The organism is Haloarcula amylolytica JCM 13557 (genome assembly GCF_000336615.1).
GTDB classification, from domain to species: Archaea; Halobacteriota; Halobacteria; order Halobacteriales; family Haloarculaceae; genus Haloarcula; species Haloarcula amylolytica.
On record NZ_AOLW01000035.1, the window covers coordinates 364,682 to 380,816 of the forward strand.

Annotated in this window: 11 protein-coding genes; 4 read left to right on the forward strand and 7 right to left on the reverse strand. The window is 63.8% G+C overall.

Annotated elements, in window-relative coordinates; genetic code table 11:
- Positions 1 to 7 precede the first annotated feature (7 nt).
- The 5 genes from C442_RS15560 to C442_RS15580 form a co-directional block, all read right to left on the reverse strand.
- Positions 8 to 2,488, reverse strand: coding sequence for a xanthine dehydrogenase family protein molybdopterin-binding subunit (locus C442_RS15560; protein WP_049943034.1), 2,481 nt, complete (start codon positions 2,486 to 2,488; stop codon positions 8 to 10).
- Complete coding sequence (locus tag C442_RS15565; protein WP_008312078.1) at positions 2,485 to 3,051, reverse strand: (2Fe-2S)-binding protein; 567 nt, start codon at positions 3,049 to 3,051, stop codon at positions 2,485 to 2,487. The genes C442_RS15560 and C442_RS15565 overlap by 4 nt, the downstream gene beginning before the upstream one ends.
- 111 nt (positions 3,052 to 3,162) lie before the next feature.
- Positions 3,163 to 5,628, reverse strand: a complete 2,466-nt coding sequence (locus C442_RS15570) for a xanthine dehydrogenase family protein molybdopterin-binding subunit (RefSeq protein WP_008312079.1) — start codon at positions 5,626 to 5,628, stop codon at positions 3,163 to 3,165.
- Positions 5,621 to 6,175, reverse strand: a complete 555-nt coding sequence (locus tag C442_RS15575) for a (2Fe-2S)-binding protein (protein ID WP_008312080.1) — start codon at positions 6,173 to 6,175, stop codon at positions 5,621 to 5,623. The genes C442_RS15570 and C442_RS15575 overlap by 8 nt, the downstream gene beginning before the upstream one ends.
- Before the next feature lie 233 nt (positions 6,176 to 6,408).
- Positions 6,409 to 7,641, reverse strand: coding sequence for a Zn-dependent hydrolase (locus tag C442_RS15580; RefSeq protein ID WP_008312081.1), 1,233 nt, complete (start codon positions 7,639 to 7,641; stop codon positions 6,409 to 6,411).
- Positions 7,642 to 7,789: 148 nt separating this feature from the next.
- Here C442_RS15580 and C442_RS15585 point away from each other — a divergent pair, with 148 nt between their 5' ends.
- Positions 7,790 to 9,505 (forward strand): N-acyl-D-amino-acid deacylase family protein, encoded by a 1,716-nt coding sequence (locus C442_RS15585; protein WP_008312082.1) that lies wholly within the window; start codon positions 7,790 to 7,792, stop codon positions 9,503 to 9,505.
- 94 nt (positions 9,506 to 9,599) lie between these two features.
- Here C442_RS15585 and C442_RS15590 read toward each other — a convergent pair whose 3' ends face one another.
- Together C442_RS15590 and C442_RS15595 are read right to left on the reverse strand one after the other, a co-directional pair.
- Positions 9,600 to 10,727 (reverse strand): BMP family ABC transporter substrate-binding protein, encoded by a 1,128-nt coding sequence (locus C442_RS15590; RefSeq protein WP_008312083.1) that lies wholly within the window; start codon positions 10,725 to 10,727, stop codon positions 9,600 to 9,602.
- A gap of 194 nt (positions 10,728 to 10,921) precedes the next feature.
- Positions 10,922 to 12,073: a BMP family ABC transporter substrate-binding protein gene (locus C442_RS15595; protein ID WP_008312086.1), complete on the reverse strand. Its 1,152-nt coding sequence runs from the start codon at positions 12,071 to 12,073 to the stop codon at positions 10,922 to 10,924.
- A gap of 307 nt (positions 12,074 to 12,380) precedes the next feature.
- On the opposite strand from C442_RS15595, the gene C442_RS15600 reads away from it, so the two are divergent.
- Genes C442_RS15600 through C442_RS15610 form a run of 3 tightly spaced genes read left to right on the forward strand, consistent with a single transcriptional unit; the run spans position 12,381 to position 16,131 of the window.
- Entirely contained in the window at positions 12,381 to 14,039 is a 1,659-nt protein-coding gene (locus C442_RS15600) for an ABC transporter ATP-binding protein (protein ID WP_008312088.1), read from the forward strand.
- Complete coding sequence (locus tag C442_RS15605) at positions 14,039 to 15,139, forward strand: ABC transporter permease (RefSeq protein WP_008312090.1); 1,101 nt, start codon at positions 14,039 to 14,041, stop codon at positions 15,137 to 15,139. The genes C442_RS15600 and C442_RS15605 overlap by 1 nt, the downstream gene beginning before the upstream one ends.
- Positions 15,139 to 16,131 (forward strand): ABC transporter permease, encoded by a 993-nt coding sequence (locus tag C442_RS15610; protein WP_008312092.1) that lies wholly within the window; start codon positions 15,139 to 15,141, stop codon positions 16,129 to 16,131. Before C442_RS15605 ends, C442_RS15610 begins: the two co-directional genes overlap by 1 nt.
- Positions 16,132 to 16,135: the final 4 nt, after the last annotated feature.

The window sequence follows — 16,135 nt, forward strand, 5'->3', positions numbered from 1 at the left end:
AACCAACTCACTCATCGCCAGCAGACTGCTCGTGGAGTGCCGCCGTCACGTCCTCCGCAGTGAACGGTAGGTCGGTCAGCCGAACGCCGACGGCGTCGCGGATGGCGTTCGAGAGCGCCGGCGGGACACCGTTCGTCGGGAGTTCCGCGATAGACTTCGCGCCGAACGGACCCGTAGGCTCGTGGGTTTCGACGAGGATGGTCTCCATCTCAGGGTGGTCCGTCGTCCGTGGCATCCCGTACTGGCGGAAGCCGAGCACTTCCGGGTTGCCGTCCTCGTCGAAGGTGAGGTCGCCGCTGGTGGCGTATTCGAGGCTCATGTGCTCGCCGCCCTCGATCTGCCCCTCTACCAGCGCGGGGTTGATGGCGACGCCGCAGTCGGCCGCAAACACCAGCTTGTTGAGTTCGTACTCGCCGGTCTCCGTATCGACGGTCACGTCGACGAACTGCGCGCCGTAGGGCGGCGGGCTCTCGTCGGTCGAGTGGTTCCCGTCTCCGAGGATGTGTTCGCGCTCGTCATCGCCGTAGGTCGCTTCGTAGCCGATCTCCTCCAGCGAGACTCGGTTTCCGCTCCGCTCGCTGTACACGCCGCCGTCGCCGGTGTCGAGCACGTCCGGCGGCTCGTCGAGCAGGTTCGACCCCCACTCCAGCAGCCGCTCTTTGGCGTCTTCGGCGGCGTTCTTGACCGCGCGGCCGCTGATGTACGTCGTCGAGGAAGCGTACGCACCGTAGTCGAACGGCGTCAGGTCGGTGTCGGCGGCGATGACAACGATATCCTCGGGAGTGCAGCCCAGCACCTCGGCGGCAATCTGGGAGAACATCGTGTCCGCACCTGTGCCGGTGTCGACGCCGCCGACCTGCAGGTGGAAGCTCCCGTCCTCGTTCATCTGCACCTGCGCCGCGCCGAGTTCCTTGCCTGCGACGCCGCTGCCCTGGGCGATGAGCGCCATCCCGACGCCGCGGTGCAGGTGGTCCGACTCGGGCTGTTCGAGGTCGTCGTAGCCAATGACTTCCCTCCCGCGTTCGACACATTCGCGGATGCCACACGAGCGGATCTCCCGGGTGAAGCGGTCGCCGTCTTTCAGAATTGCGACGCTCCGGTCGAGGTCGCCCTCTCGCACCGCGTTCTGCAGGCGGAACTCGATGGGGTCGAAGTCGAGGCGGCGGGCCACCTCGTCCATGTGTGCTTCGACGGCGAAGTGCCCCTGTGGCGCGCCGTAGCCCCGCATCGCCGCGCCCATCGGGAGATTCGTGTGTACCACGTCCCCTGAAAAGCGGACGTTCGGGACCCGGGGATAGATGGGGAGCGGCTTCGTCCCGACGTTGTTCGCGACGGTCATACCGTGGGTGCCGTAGGCCCCGGTGTTCGACAGCGTGTAGAGGTCCATCGCCTCGATGTCGCCGTCGTCCGTCACCGCGGTCCGCATCTGCATCCGCATCGGGTGGCGAAAGCGAAGCGCGGTGAACTCCTCCTGACGGCTCATCTCCAGTTTGACCGGTCGGCCGGCCGCGAGGTGCAGCGCGAACGCGATTGGTTCTATCGCCATCTCCTGTTTCGACCCGAACCCCGCGCCGATACGCGGCTTCTTCACCCGCACGTCGCGGATGGGCACGTCGAACAGGTGGGCTATCTGGCGGCGGGTGTGAAAGGGGACCTGTGTCGCCGTGATGAACGTGTGTCGGTCGTCCTCGTCGGTGTAGGCGATGGTCGTGTGGGGTTCCGGGACGCAGTGGGACTGGTACGGCGTTTCCCACTCCGTCTCGATGACGTGCCGCTCCTCGTCGTTGCTGGCCCGTTCGAACGCTGCCTCCACGTCACCGAGCTCCCCCTCGAAGTGTGATTCGAGGTTTCTACTGTAGTCCGCGCCCGACTGCTTGTTCTCCACGTCGTCGGCCTCGAACAGTTGTGGCGCGTCATCGTCGAAAGCCTCCTCGGGGTCGAACACGGCGTCCAGTTCCCGGTATTCGACTTCGATTTTCCGTGCGGCGCGGTCGGCCGTTTCCGGGTCGTCTGCCGCCACGGCGGCGACCGGGTCGCCGACGAATCGGACGTGCTCGCGCAGCACTTTCAGGTCCCACGGGCTCGGCTCGGGATAGGACTGGCCCGAACTGGAGTACAGTTTGTGCGGGACCACGTCGTCGAACGGCGTGATGACGGCGTCGACGCCGTCCATCGCCTCGGCGGCGCTCGTGTCGACCGATTCGACGTACCCGTGGGCGATGTCGCTGCGAACTACCTTCCCGTGCGCGAGGTCCGGAAACCGGTCGCGGTAGTCCGCCGTGTAACGGGCCTCTCCGGTCACGATCTTCCGCGCGTCGTCTTTCTCCTCGTCTACGGTAATGGCGTCGCGCTCGGATTCGGGCTTCCGGTCGGGTTCGCGTGCCACGTCCGCCTCTGACTCCTTCTCGGCTTCGGCAGGGGCCGCGTCTTCCACCCCTGTCCTGTCGGGCTGCTCGCTCGTCTCCCGAGCCCGGTCGGAATCGCTCACTGACCGCCCTCCATGCAGTCGCAGTCGTTGACTGCACACTCGGTCGAATTTGCGACCCTCTCGTTGCCTTCGAATGCCTTCCCACCGTCGGCGGCGACTGTCCCGCCGTCCATCCGCTCGGCGGCGTCTAGCACCGCTTCGACGATCTTCTTGTAGCCGGTACACCGACAGAGATTGTCCGACAGCGCTTCCCGGACTTCCTGTTCGGTCGGGTCCGGGTTCGTCTCTAGCAGCGCCGTCGCGCGCATGATCATCCCCGGGATGCAAAACCCACACTGCAACGCGGTGTTGTCGACGAATGCCTGCTGGACCGGGTGCAGGTCGTCCTGTTCGCCCAGCCCTTCGATTGTCTCGACCGATGCGTCCCGTACTTTCGTCACCGGCTCGACGCAGGATTTCACCGGCTCGCCGTCGACGTGCACCGTACAGAAGCCACACGCGCCGGTGTCACACCCCCGCTTCGCTCCGGTGTACCCGTTCCGCCGAAGGACATCGAGAAGCGAATCGGATTTCGAGGCTTCGACCGTTTGTTCCACACCGTTTATTTCCAGTTCGATTTCCATATGGCTCATCAGCTCGGTGGCTATGTCAGCAACGTGACGAACAGAACGGTAAATAGCTATCGCGGATTTGCGATATGCCACGCCGCCACACCGGTTCTGTTGCCGTGACTGTCACAGGTCTCCGAGTCTGGCTTCGCGCTCGTCCAGTTTTGCCTCGATTTTCTCGGCGGTAATCGGCATCTCCCGGATACGGACACCGACGGCGTCCCGGATGGCGTTAGACAGCGCCGGCGGGACCGTGTTGGTCGGGACCTCGGCGACCGATTTCGCACCGAAGGGACCGGTCGGCTCGTGGGTTTCGACCAGAATAGATTCGATGGGCGGCGTCTCGGTCGCCGACGGCAGTCCGTACTCGTCGAAATCAGCTACCTCTGCCCGTCCCTCGTCGTCGAGCGTAATCCCCTCGCTGACGGCCATCTCGTAGCTCATGTGGTTCGCGCCCTCGATCTGTCCTTCTGCCATCCCGGGGTTGATGGCGACGCCGCAGTCGACCGCGACGACCAGTTTGTGCACCTCGAACTCGCCGGTGGTCTCGTCGACCGTCACGTCGGCGAACTGCGCGGCGAACGGCGGGGGACTCTCCTCGGTGCAGTGAGTCCCCTTCCCCAGGATGTGTTCGCGCTCCTCGTCGCCGTACGCCGCCTCGTAGCCGATCTCTTCGAGCGTGACCGAATCACCGCTGGTCTCGCTATACACCGTCCCGCCGCCGGTTTCCAGAGCCTCGACTGGTTCGTCTAGCAGTTTCGATCCCCAGTCGAGAATCCGCTCTTTCGCGTCCTCTGCGGCCTTCTTCACGGCCATACCGCTGATGTACGTTGTCGAGGAGGCGTACGCACCGTAGTCGAAGGGCGTTACGTCTGTATCGGACGATTTGACGATTATGTCGTCCTCGTCACAGCCCAGTACTTCCGCGGCAATCTGGAGGAACGCCGTGTCAGCGCCGGTCCCGATGTCGACGCCGCCGACCTGCAGGTGGAAGCTCCCGTCCTCGTTCATCATTATCTGGGCGGCCCCGAGTTCGTCGCCGGCGACGCCGGTCCCCTGCGCGGACAGCGCCATCCCGACACCGCGGTGCAGGTGGTCGTCGTCGGGCTGTTCGAGGTCGTCGTAGCCGATAGCGTCCTTCCCGCGCTCGATGCACTCGTCGAGGCCGCACGAGCGGATACGGCGGTTCGCCCCCTCACCGCCCATCATCCCCGCAATCTCGTCGAGGTCGCCGACCTCCATGTGGTGCCGTCGCCGGAATTCGATAGGGTCGAGATCGAGATCGCGGGCCACTTCGTCGAGGTGGCCTTCCAGCGCGAGCGTGCCCTGTGGCGCGCCGTAGCCCCGCATCGCGCCGGTCTGGGGCGTGTTCGTGTGGACGATATCGGCCTCGAAGCGGGCGTTGGGGACCTTCGAGTACAGCGGCATCGGCTTACTGCCAACGTTGCCCGCGACGGTCATGCCGTGGCTGCCGTACGCGCCGGTGTTCGACAGCGCGTACAGGTCGATGGCTTCGATGTCGCCGTCGTCGGTCACGGCCGTCCGGGCCCGGACTTTCATCGGGTGGCGCGAGCGCATCGCGTAGAACTCCTCTTCGCGGCTGGCTTCGTACAGCACCGGGCGGTCGGTGGCGAGCGACAGCGCGAGCGGAATCGGCTCGACGACCATCGCCTGCTTGCCGCCGAAGCCGCCGCCCACCCGCGGCTTCGTCACGCGAATGTCGCGGATCGGGATATCGAACAGGTGGGCGAGCTGGCGGCGTGTGTGGTTCGGCACCTGCGTGCTGGTGATGAGGACGTGGCGGTCGTCCTCGTCCGTGTAGGCCAGCGAGGTGTGTTTCTCGACGTTGGCGTGGGACTGGCGAATCGTTTCCCATTCGGTCTCGTGGACGTGGGTGTCGCCGTCGAGTGCCGCGTCCACGTCGCCGAGTTCGCCCCCGATGTGGGCCATCCGGTTACGGTCGTAGTCGTGGCCGACAATCTCGTTCTCGACCTCGCCGTCCTCGAACAACTGCGGCGCATCCTCGTCGAAGGCGTCCTCGGGGTCGGTGACGTAGTCGTCCTCCTCGTAGGATACCTCGATAGCCTCGACGGCGGCGGTCGCGGTCGACCGGTCTTCGGCCGCGACAGCGGCAATCGGGTCACCGATGTAACGGACGTGCTCGTTCAGCACGCGCATGTCCCACGGGCTCGGCTCGGGGTAGGACTGCCCGGCACTGGTGTATTTCGTGTCCGGGACCGCGTCGGATTCCGGCGTCAGGACCGCGTCGACGCCGTCCATCGCCTCGGCCGCGCTCGTGTCGATATCGGTTACGCGGCCATGTGGGATTTCGCTCCGGACGACCGCTGCGTATGCGAGGTCCGGATACCGCGCCTCGTAGTCGGCGGTGTACTTCGCCTGCCCGGTGACGAGCTTTCGGTCGTCGTACTTCTCCGTCCGGTGAGAGACGCTGTCGCGCTCGTCGGGGGCCTTGTCGTTGTTGTCGGGTTCGTCCCACTCCAGCGGGTGCTCCTCGTACCGCTCGTCTTCGACGGTCTCTGACTGCGAGGCCGTGCCGCCGTCGGCCTTGGCTGTCTCGTCGTCGTCACTCATCGCACTCACCTCCACAGCAGCCGGTCGACTCGGCTCTGCGCGGGGCCCCATCGACCGACCGGCCGCCGTCCGCTGCCACCGACTCCTCGCCCCGCGTCCTGCCCGCCGCGTCCAGGACGGCTTCGACCGGCTTCTGATAGCCGGTACAGCGACAGACGTTGTCGTCCAGCGCCTCACGGACTTCTCGCTCCGTCGGGTCGGGATTCGAATCCAGCAGCGCCACCGCCTGGATTACCATCCCTGGGATACAGAACCCGCACTGGACGGCGAAGTTGTCGACGAACGCCTGCTGGACCGGGTGCAGGTCGTCCTGTGTTCCGAGCGCTGCGACGGTCTGTATCTCACTCCCGTCGGCGTCCGCCGCGGCCATTCCGCAGGCCATGCGCACCTCGCCGTCGACGAACACCTTCGATGCACCGCAGGCTCCGCCGTCGCAGCCACATTTCACGCCGATGTAGCCGTGTTGTCTCAAAACCGTCGCCAGGTCCTCCGCCGACCCGGCTTCGACTCTCGTTCGCTCGCCGTTGATTGTGAGTTCAATATCCACAGCGTACCCTCCGGTTTTCGGTATGTGCTACGTACACACGCCTGTCAGTGAACAGGTGTGCAACACTCTCTCATATATGTATGCTTCACAGGTGTCTGAACGCAATATTGCCAGACGATATCACGGGCACGGCCCACTACACGGCACTAGGTTGACACAGTCGCGGCAGATGCGCTAGTCAATGTGTGACGTTTGGCAAATCTGTGACACCTATTCTCTGAGAACGGAACTAGTCACTCGGCGGCCTTCGCCAGCACGGCGTTCAGCAGTACCTCTGTCCCGGTGACGATGTCGTCCCACTCGGTGAACTCGCTCTCGCGGTGGCTGATCCCGTCGACGCTCGGGACGAAAATCATGCTCGTCGGGGTTATCTTGTTGAGGTAGTTCGCGTCGTGGCCCGCGCCGCTGACCAGTTGCGTGTACTCACAGCCGACCGTCTCGGCGGCCTCGACGACCGTGTCGATGCAATCCTGGTCGAACGGGTCCGCGTCGACCCGCATTATCTCCTCGATCTCGTATTCGAGCCCTTCGCGCTCGGCCGCGTGGGCGACCTCCTCCCTGATCTGTTGGACGGCCCCGTCGACCACCGCGTCGTCGTACGAGCGGAAATCGAGCGTGAACTCGACCGTCTCGGGGATGACGTTGATGGCGTTCGGCCACACGTCGACGCTGCCGACCGTGCCGACGAGGTCCGTTCCCTCGGTCGCCGTGATCCGTCGGACCGCGCGGGTTACGTCCGCCGTCGCCACGAACGCGTCGTGACGCATATCCATCGGCGTCGGTCCGGCGTGGTTGGCCTGCCCCTCGAAGGTGACGTTCAGCCAGGAAAAGCCGAACACGCCTTCGACAGCGGCGACGGGGATGTCCTGCTGTTCGAGAAACGGCCCCTGCTCGACGTGCATTTCGAAGTAGCAGTGGATGTCGTGCGGTTCGCAGGGAGTCTCGCCTTTGTAGCCGATGCGTTCGAGTTCGGCGCCGAACCGCTTGCCGTCCTTGTCCTCGCGCTCGTACGCGTAGTCGAGGTCGAAGATATCACAGTAGACGCCGCTGCCGAGCATATCCGGCTGAAAACGGACGCCCTCCTCGTTGCTCCAGGCGACGACCTCCAGCGGGCGCTCAGTCGTCACGCCGGCGTCGTTGAACGCCTCGACGACCTCCAGCCCGCCGAGGACGCCCACGACGCCGTCGTAGCGCCCACCGTTGTACTGGCTGTCGATGTGTGACCCGAACAGGACCGGTGCGGCGTCGCTGTCAGTTCCCGCTCGCCGACCGAAGATGTTGCCCATCGTGTCGATACGGACTTTCAGCCCGGCCTCGCGGAACCACTCGACGAGCGTATCACGGGCCGCCTTGTTCTCGTCGGACAGGCTCGGCCTGTTCACCCCGCCCCGTTCTGTCGCGCCGATCTTGTTGAACGTATCGAAGCGCTGTCTGAACCGCTCGCTATCGAGATTGACAGATGGCATTGGGTAGCTGTTCCGCGGTGTCGTATTGAAGATTGGGTCGGGGTAGTGCCACACAGGCTGACAGACATGTGTGGCACGCGCTCGCCCGCCGTCACACACGGTTGAGACCACCGAAAGAGCCAAACGACCGTTCCGCGAGTCGGCAGACATGACCGAACCGAGTGCCGCGTCTATCGCGTTCCGAGACGCGCGGGTGCTGGACGGGAGCGGTCGCCCCTCGTTCACTGCGAGCGTGCGTGTCGCCGACGGCCGAATCGAAACAATCAGCGAGGCCCCCCTCGACGCCGACCGCGTGGTCGACCTCGACGGGTCGTATCTCGCGCCGGGGTTTATCGATATGCACGCGCATTCCGAGCTCCGACTGTTCGAGCATCCCGATGCGGAGGAGAAACTGACGCAGGGAATCACAACGGAAGTCCTCGGTCAGGACGGGGTCAGCGTCGCCCCGGTGCCACCGAACCTTACCGACGAATGGGCACAACGGGTCAAATCACTCGACGGCACGCTCGGCGAAACGTGGCCCTGGCACACCGTTGACGGCTACCTCGCGGCGCTCGAATCCGCCGACTCAGCCGTCAACTGTGCGTACTACGCCCCACACGGCAACATCAGGTCGATGCTGGCCGGGTTCGAGGACCGCCCACTCGGCGGTGAACACGTCGTCGCCGCCGGGCCAGTCACCAGTCGACGGCTGGACAGACCAACGTCCGACCACGACACAGCGCCTGGTGAACTCGACGCCATTCGACAGGAACTCGAAGTGGCACTGGAACAGGGCGCGTTCGGTATGTCAAAGGGGATGATCTACCCGCCGAGTTCGTACGCTCGCGACGACGAACTGGTGGCGCTCGCGGACACCCTCGCCAAGCGTGACTCCTTCATGATTTCCCACGTCTGGAACGAGACGGACCGCGTGGTCGAATCTATCGACCGGTATCTCGACATCTGTCGGCGCGGCGGCTGTCACGCCCATGTCTCCCATCTCAAAGTCGGCGGCCAGCAGAACTGGGGCGATTCAGAGGCCGTGCTCGACCTGTTCGACGACGCTGTCGACCGGGGCCACCGCGTCACCTTCGACCAGTACCCCTACACGGCCGGCTCGACGATGCTCACCGCGCTGTTGCCGCCGTGGGCACGGCGGGGCGATTCGGAGGCCATCCGTCACCGTCTCAACTCCGCGGCAGTTCGGGACCGCATCGCCGCTGACATCTCACAGCCAGGGGACTGGGAGAACCTCGCGTACGCCGCCGGTTCGTGGGATAATATTCTCATAACGCGGACGGGGAGCGGTCGCCACCAGGGTGACACCATAGAGGATATCGCCGCTGAGATGGGCCGTGAGCCGGTTGATGCGATGTGTGACTTGCTCGTCACCGAAGAACTGGACGTGACGATGGCCGACTTCGTGATGGCCGAAGACGACATCGAACGGTTCCTCGCGGACGACCGCGGTACGTTCTGCACGGACGGTATCTTCGGTGGAAAACCCCACCCGCGGGCCATCGGGGCGTTCAGTCGCATCCTCGAACGGTACGTCCGCGAACGGGACGTACTCCCGCCGGAACTGATGGCGTACAAGGCCGCGGGCAACCCGGCTGATATCCTCGGCCTCAGGGACCGCGGATACGTCCGGGAGGGGTACGTCGCGGACCTCGTGGCCTTCGACCTCGATTCGGTGTCGGCGAACGCGACCTACGAGGACCCGTTCCAGTTCTCCGACGGGATGGAGTACGTCCTCGTTGGCGGCGAGGTTGCGGTCCGGGACGGCGAACTGACCGGCGAGCGAAACGGCACGGTGCTTCGGAGCTATGAGGAGTGGGGTGGTGCGTCCCGTCCGGCACTCGACCGTGCTGCTGATGACTAGATGGCCGCCCTGTCGGCACCCGATTGATTGGCCGACTGCTAGCCACCGCTGTGGCAATCCGTGGCTGAAATACGACCGCTGAGGTCGGACTGTCTTACTCCGGCACGTCGGCGTCGACGGCGTCGATGAAACTGTTCATCTCCTGGAAGAGGAACTCGTCGCTCTCGCCCTCGAACTCGGAGCCGGCCCAGACGTCGAGTTCGCCGTTGACGATTTGCTCTTCCGTCTCGGCGACGGTGTCTTTGACTTCCTGTGGGACCTCCGGTCCCCACTCGTCGAGTGCGGGGAGGTTCGTCTCCATGCCGCCCCAGAAAGCGTCGGATTCCCAGGTCCCGTCCCGGACTGCGGAGATGGTCGGGTCGTAGATCTCTTCCCAGTTCCACACTGGAGAGACGAGGTAGTTGTCGCCGCCGAACTCGCCCATCGGCGCGTTGTAGCCGGAGGCCCACACGTCCGCCTCGTTGGCCGCTCTGACCGGAGCCGGGGAGTCCTGCTCCTGTGAGATAACGTCACAGCCCTCGTCGATGAGCGAGTTGGCCGCCTGCTTGGAGGTCTGTGGGTCGAACCACGCGTTGACCCACCGGATTTTGAACGTCGCGTCGGGGTTCACTGACCGCGCGCCGAGCGCCATCGCGTTAATCGAGCGGATGACTTCGGGAATCGGGAACGCGGCGACGTAGCCGATAGTGTTGTTCTCTGTCACCATTCCGGCGGCCTGTCCGGCCAGATACCGGGGCTGGTAAATCCGGCCCATGTACCGCCCCATGTTCTCTCGGGTGCGGTAGCCGGTCGCGTGCTCGAAGTACGTGTCGGGGTACTGTTCCGCGATGGTGAACATCGGGTCCTGGTAGCCAAACGTCGTCCCGAAGACGATGTCGGCGTCACCCTGCGCGTACTGCTCGAAGACGCGCTCGGAGTCTTCCGGCGCGACAGCCTCCGTGTACTCGGTTTCCAGCCAGTCGTACTTCTCGTCGACCGCCTTTCGCCCCTCGTCGTGTGCATGGGACCACCCGAGGTCGCCGACCTCTGAGATGTACACCCAGGCGGCGGTGACCGAATCGGACCCGGAGCCTCCGTCGCTACCGGTCGTAGTGCCATCAGTCGAATCACCGTCGTCGCTCCCGCTGTCGCCACCACTACAGCCGGCTAGCGCGGTTACCCCTGACGCCCCGAGGGCACCCAGCATCTCTCGCCGCGATATCGTTCGGTTGGTATTCACCATTACTGAACTGGGTAGACGTAGCGAAAACTCCTACTTAAGAGATACCATCTTTGACCTTGCAGCGAACAAATATATTCGGATGAACGTGCCCGAAAATCGTCTTCGTGGCTCGATACTACTACGACCGTGGTCACAGCCGTCTGAAAGGCCCAGTAACCGGAGGTGAGTACGTCAGCTGTGTGCCGGTGGCAGAATCAGTTCGGGACCTCCCCCTCGACAGCGTCGACGTAACTGCTCATCTGCTGGAAGAGGAACTCGTCGCTCTCGCCTTCGAACGCCGAGTCGGCCCAGACATCCAGATCCCCGTCGAGTATCGCCGACCGTGACTCCGAGACGGTGTCCTTCGCTTCCTGAGGCACGTCCGGCCCCCAGTCGTCAAGACTACAGATGCCTGAGTCGATCCCCTCCCAGTACGCGTCGGACTCCCAGGTTCCGTCCCTGACAGACTCGATTGTCGGGCCGTAGAACTCTTCCCAGTGCCAGATCGGGGAGGTGAGATAGTTCTCGCCGGCGATGTCGCCCATGGGAGCGTCGTAGCCAGTCGCCCAGATACCCGCATCGGAGGCCGCTCGGAGCGCGGCGGGGGAGTCCTGGTGCTGGGCCATCACGTCGACGTCCTCGTCCAGCAGGGCGTTCGCCGCCTCGCTTTCGGTCGGCGGGTCGAACCAGGAGTTCGTCCATCTGACCTTCAGCGTCGCGCTGTCGTTGACAGACGCGGCCCCGAGCGCGTAGGCGTTGATGCCACGGATGACCTCGGGAATCGGGAACGCCGCCACGTATCCCAGCGTATCTGTCTCCGTGACGGTACCGGCGGCCTGTCCGGCGAGATATCGAGGCTGATAGATCCGGCCCATGTACCGGCCCATGTTCTCCATCGTCAGGTAGCCGGTGTTGTGTTCGAAGTACGTGTCGGGGTACTGCTCCGCGACGGACGCCATCGGGTCCTGGTACTCGAACGTACAGCCGAAGATGATATCGGCGTCTCCCTGTGCGTACTGTTCGAACACCCGCTCGGAATCGGCCGGGGCGACAGCCTCGGTGTACTCCGTCTTCAGCCAGTCGTATTCTTCTGCGACCGCCTCCCGACCCTCGTTGTGGGCCCAGGACCAGCCGAGGTCCCCGACCTCCGAGTTGTACACCCAGGCGGCCGTGACCGAATCCGTTCCGGACCCACCGTCACTACCGGTTGTGGTCCCGTCAGCAGCCCCGCCATCGGCGGTGTCGGTGGCTGCTTCGCCATCTCCCCCGTCACCCCCACCGCTACAACCGGCGAGTCCGGTAATTCCTGCTGCCCCAAGTGCTGTCAGTAGCTCCCGTCTCGATTTGGTGTGTTTCTTGTCAACCATTCACTATCCGGGTGCCCATTGCAGAAACAATCACTTAAATTGTCCCGTTCGTGCAGCTTTTTCTACCTATTTTCAAAATATACGCCACAAAATCGGCACTATCATACTTGATCTGGTGACTATCTACAGCATATGTTCATCCTACTGGCTGTCACGACAGACTGGATGAGCGTCGACAACGGACGCTAACACACAACAACTAATACTTGGCAAATGTCCGGCATTTCCTGTTCTGGACGGCGAATATGGCTACCTTTGGAAACAATTATGCCACTACATTGTTGATACCCGGCCAAGATCAGAGAGCATGTCCGAACACACCACGCTCAGGATGGAGGGGATTCTGAAGGAGTTCCCTGGGGTCGTCGCCAACGACCACATCGACCTCTCCGTCGAGCGCGGGGAAATCCACGGCCTCCTTGGTGAAAACGGCGCGGGAAAAAGCACGCTGATGAAGGTTCTGTATGGGCTCTACTCTCAGGACGACGGCGATATCTATCTCGACGGCGAGCGACTCGACCTGGAGTCGCCACAGGACGCTATCGACGCCGGGATCGGGATGGTCCACCAGCACTTCATGCTGATACCACGCCTGACAGTCGCCGAAAACGTCGTGCTCGGTGAGCGTGAACCGGCCACGGCGTTCCGCAGCGATGCCGAGGGCAGCTGGCTCCCGGCGACGGTCCGGAACAACAGCCTCGTCCAGTCGCTGGCCGGCCAGTTCTCGCTCGGTCTCGATGTCCCCGAACAGCGGATTCAGGACCTGGCGGACCAGTACGGGTTCGACATCGACGTAAGCGCGAAGATTTGGGAGCTCGACGTCGGCCAGCAACAGCGTGTCGAGATACTCAAAGCGCTGTACCGGGATGTCGACCTCCTGATTCTCGACGAACCGACAGCAGTTCTCACACCCACTGAGGCGGAGCGGCTCTTCGACTCGCTCGAACGGCTGACTGACGAGGGTCTCTCGATAATCTTCATCACCCACAAGCTCACGGAAGTCGACGCCATCGTCGACCGGGTGACGGTTCTTCGAGAGGGGCAAAACGTCGGTACCGCTGCGGTGTCGTCAGTCTCACGGGCAGACCTCGCAGAGATGATGGTCGGCCGCGAAGTGCTGTTTGACATAGACAGGGAAGCGGTCGACCTCGGTGACCCAGTTTTGCGTGCACGCGGGGTCAAAGCCACCGATAATCGGGATATCGAAGCTCTCTCCGGTATCGACCTGACGGTTCGGCAGGGTGAAATCGTCGGGATTGCGGGCGTAAGCGGTAACGGCCAGAAGGAACTCGCCGAAGTCATGGCCGGTATTCGCGACGTGACAGCCGGCGAGTTACTGGTCAACGGCGAGGACATCACCGGCGCGAAACCGAAAACGTTCGTCGACAGCGGCGTCTCGTTCGTCCCCGAGGACCGACTCCAGTACGGCTGTGCCGAGGACCTCTCGGTGATGCACAACGCCACGATGAAAGACTTCAGGGACGGCCGGTTCGGCGACCGCCCGTTTCTGGACTACGGGGAACTCCGGGAGTACGCCGAGACGCTGGTCGAGGAGTTCGATGTCCGCGGTGTCAGCGACGTCACCGAGACCAACGCCGGCGACCTCTCCGGTGGGAACCTCCAGAAGCTCATCCTGGCCAGGGAAATCTACCGCGACCCGGACCTGCTCATCGCGAACCAACCGACCCGTGGCGTGGATGTCGGAGCAATCGAGTTCATCAGGGAGACGCTGCTCGAACAACGGAAGGCAGGAACTGGCATCATCCTGCTCTCGGAAGACCTCGACGAGATATTCGACCTGAGCGACAGGATTCTCGTCGTCTACGAGGGCGAGTTCGTCTACGAAACGACACCGGCCGAAGCAGACCGGGAACGGATCGGCTTGGAGATGACCGGCGGTGACGGCGACGACGAAACGGTTGCGTCGCCGCCCCAGTCCGGGGTCACACAGGAGGGTGAGAGCTGATGAACGTCGCAGTAAACGTCGACGCACGCGAGGACATCCCCGTCTGGCTGGCGTACGGGACGCCCGTGTTCACCGTGCTGGCCGCGCTGGCAGTGAGTGCCATCGCACTCGTCGTCCTCGACGTGAACCCCGTCGCGGCGTACGCGACGATGTTCGTCGACACGCTCTTTACCGAGTTCGGTCTCAGAGAGACGCTGACGAAGGCGGTACCGCTGATTCTCACGGGCCTGGCGGTGTACCTCCCGTTGAAGGCAGGACTGTTCAACATCGGGGCCGAGGGGCAACTCGTCGCCGGTGCGCTTGCCGGAACCTGGGTCGGGCTGAACGTCTCGCTCCCGGGGCTCGCACTGGTCCCGCTGATGTTCGTCGCCGCGGCCGTCGCCGGCGGTATCTGGGCGGGCATTCCGGCCTACCTGCGCGCGAGATGGGACGTCAACGAGATTATCACGTCGCTACTACTGACGTTCGTCGCGCTCGCAATCCAGAGCTACCTGCTCAGGGGACCGATGCAGGGCGGGACGGGGAACTTCCCGCAGTCCGAGCGGTTCTCCGAGGCCGCGACGATTCCGGAGCTGTTCGGCGGCGTCCACGCCGGCTTACTCGTCGCCGTCTGCATGGTCGTGGTGACCTACGTCCTGATGACGAAAACGCGACTCGGGTTCGAAATCACGTTCGTCGGTTCGAACGACGAGGCCGCCCAGCAGGCGGGCATGAGCAAGTTCTACGTGTACCTCCTGGTGTTCGTCGTCGGGGGCGCGTTCGCTGCCATGGGCGGCATCAGCGAAATTGCCGGCGCACAGGGTCGCTACCGCGCCGGGTTCGAACCGGGGTACGGCTTCACCGCAATTCCGATTGCGCTGCTGGGTCGCAACAGCGCGTTCAAGGTGATGCTCGCGGGGCTGTTCTTCGCTGTGCTGTTCGTCGGCGGGTCGAGCATGGAAGTGGCCTTTGGCGTGCCCGCGGCGCTGGTCGAGATCATCCAGGCGCTGGTCATCCTCTTCCTCATCACTGCGGAGTTCTTCAAGAGCTACCGTGTCGGTATCGACGTAAAACGCGGGCCAGCGGAGACACCGGCCCAGCCACAACGGGGTGACGACTGATGGTGAGTTTCATCGCCGGACTGCTCGATGCCACCGTTCAGGCGGCGACGGTACTACTCCTCGCCGGGATGGGGGAACTCATTAGCGAGCGGGCGGGCGTTCTCAACCTCGGCGTCGAAGGGATGATGCTCGTCGGTGCGCTCGGTGGGTTCATCACTACCGTCCTCACGGGGAGTCACTGGCTCGGGTTCGGCGTCGGCATCCTCCTCGGGATGGTGCTCGCGCTGGTCCACGCGTTCCTCTGTATCACGCTGAAGTCGAACCAGGTCATCAGCGGCGTCATGCTGACACTGCTGGGGACCGGTCTCACGACGTTTTTCGGTTCCGGCTGGGTCGAGGAGTCCATCGACGGCTTCCCGCAGATGACGCTCCCGTTTGTCGGACAGTATCTCGTCGATATCCCGGTCATCGGTGAGGCCTTCTTCCGGAGCACGGCGACGGACTACCTCGCGCTCGGCTTGCTGGTCGTGGTCTGGTACTTCCTGTACCACTCGAACCTCGGACTGGAGATGATAGCCGTCGGCGAAGACCCCGAGATGGCGGACACGATGGGTGTCTCCGTGTTCAGACTGCGGTATCTCGCGGTACTCATCGGCGGCGGGTTCGCCGGCGCGGCCGGGGCACACCTCTCGCTGGCGTTCTCACAGCTCTGGGTCCCCGGCATGACCGCGGGCCGTGGCTGGATCGCCGTCGCGCTGGTCATCTTCGCACAGTGGCGGCCCCGCCGGATGCTGGTCGGAGCCTACCTGTTCGGCCTGCTCGACGCGCTCCGAATCCGCTCGCAGTCCATCTCGCTGACGGTGGGTCCTGACGCGCCACTCGCCGGGGTTATCAATCCCATCGTTGAGTTCCTCATGAACCCACAGATCATGGGGACGTACCCGTATCTGGCGACGATTCTCGTACTGGCTTACGCCGTCATCCGAACCAAGAGCGACCAGCTCGCGGTCCCCTCGGCGCTGTTGCAGTCCTACAGCCGCGAGACGGATTAACGGA

What these genes read in the sequence shown, in the direction of transcription:
- C442_RS15565 (WP_008312078.1), bottom strand. Translation starts at nt 3,051, where the DNA reads ATGGAAATCGAACTGGAAATAAACGGTGTGGAACAAACGGTCGAAGCC.
- C442_RS15570 (WP_008312079.1), bottom strand. Translation starts at nt 5,628, where the DNA reads ATGAGTGACGACGACGAGACAGCCAAGGCCGACGGCGGCACGGCCTCG.
- C442_RS15580 (WP_008312081.1), bottom strand. Translation starts at nt 7,641, where the DNA reads ATGCCATCTGTCAATCTCGATAGCGAGCGGTTCAGACAGCGCTTCGAT.
- C442_RS15585 (WP_008312082.1), top strand. Translation starts at nt 7,790, where the DNA reads ATGACCGAACCGAGTGCCGCGTCTATCGCGTTCCGAGACGCGCGGGTG.
- C442_RS15590 (WP_008312083.1), bottom strand. Translation starts at nt 10,727, where the DNA reads ATGGTGAATACCAACCGAACGATATCGCGGCGAGAGATGCTGGGTGCC.
- C442_RS15595 (WP_008312086.1), bottom strand. Translation starts at nt 12,073, where the DNA reads ATGGTTGACAAGAAACACACCAAATCGAGACGGGAGCTACTGACAGCA.
- C442_RS15600 (WP_008312088.1), top strand. Translation starts at nt 12,381, where the DNA reads ATGTCCGAACACACCACGCTCAGGATGGAGGGGATTCTGAAGGAGTTC.
- C442_RS15605 (WP_008312090.1), top strand. Translation starts at nt 14,039, where the DNA reads ATGAACGTCGCAGTAAACGTCGACGCACGCGAGGACATCCCCGTCTGG.
- C442_RS15610 (WP_008312092.1), top strand. Translation starts at nt 15,139, where the DNA reads ATGGTGAGTTTCATCGCCGGACTGCTCGATGCCACCGTTCAGGCGGCG.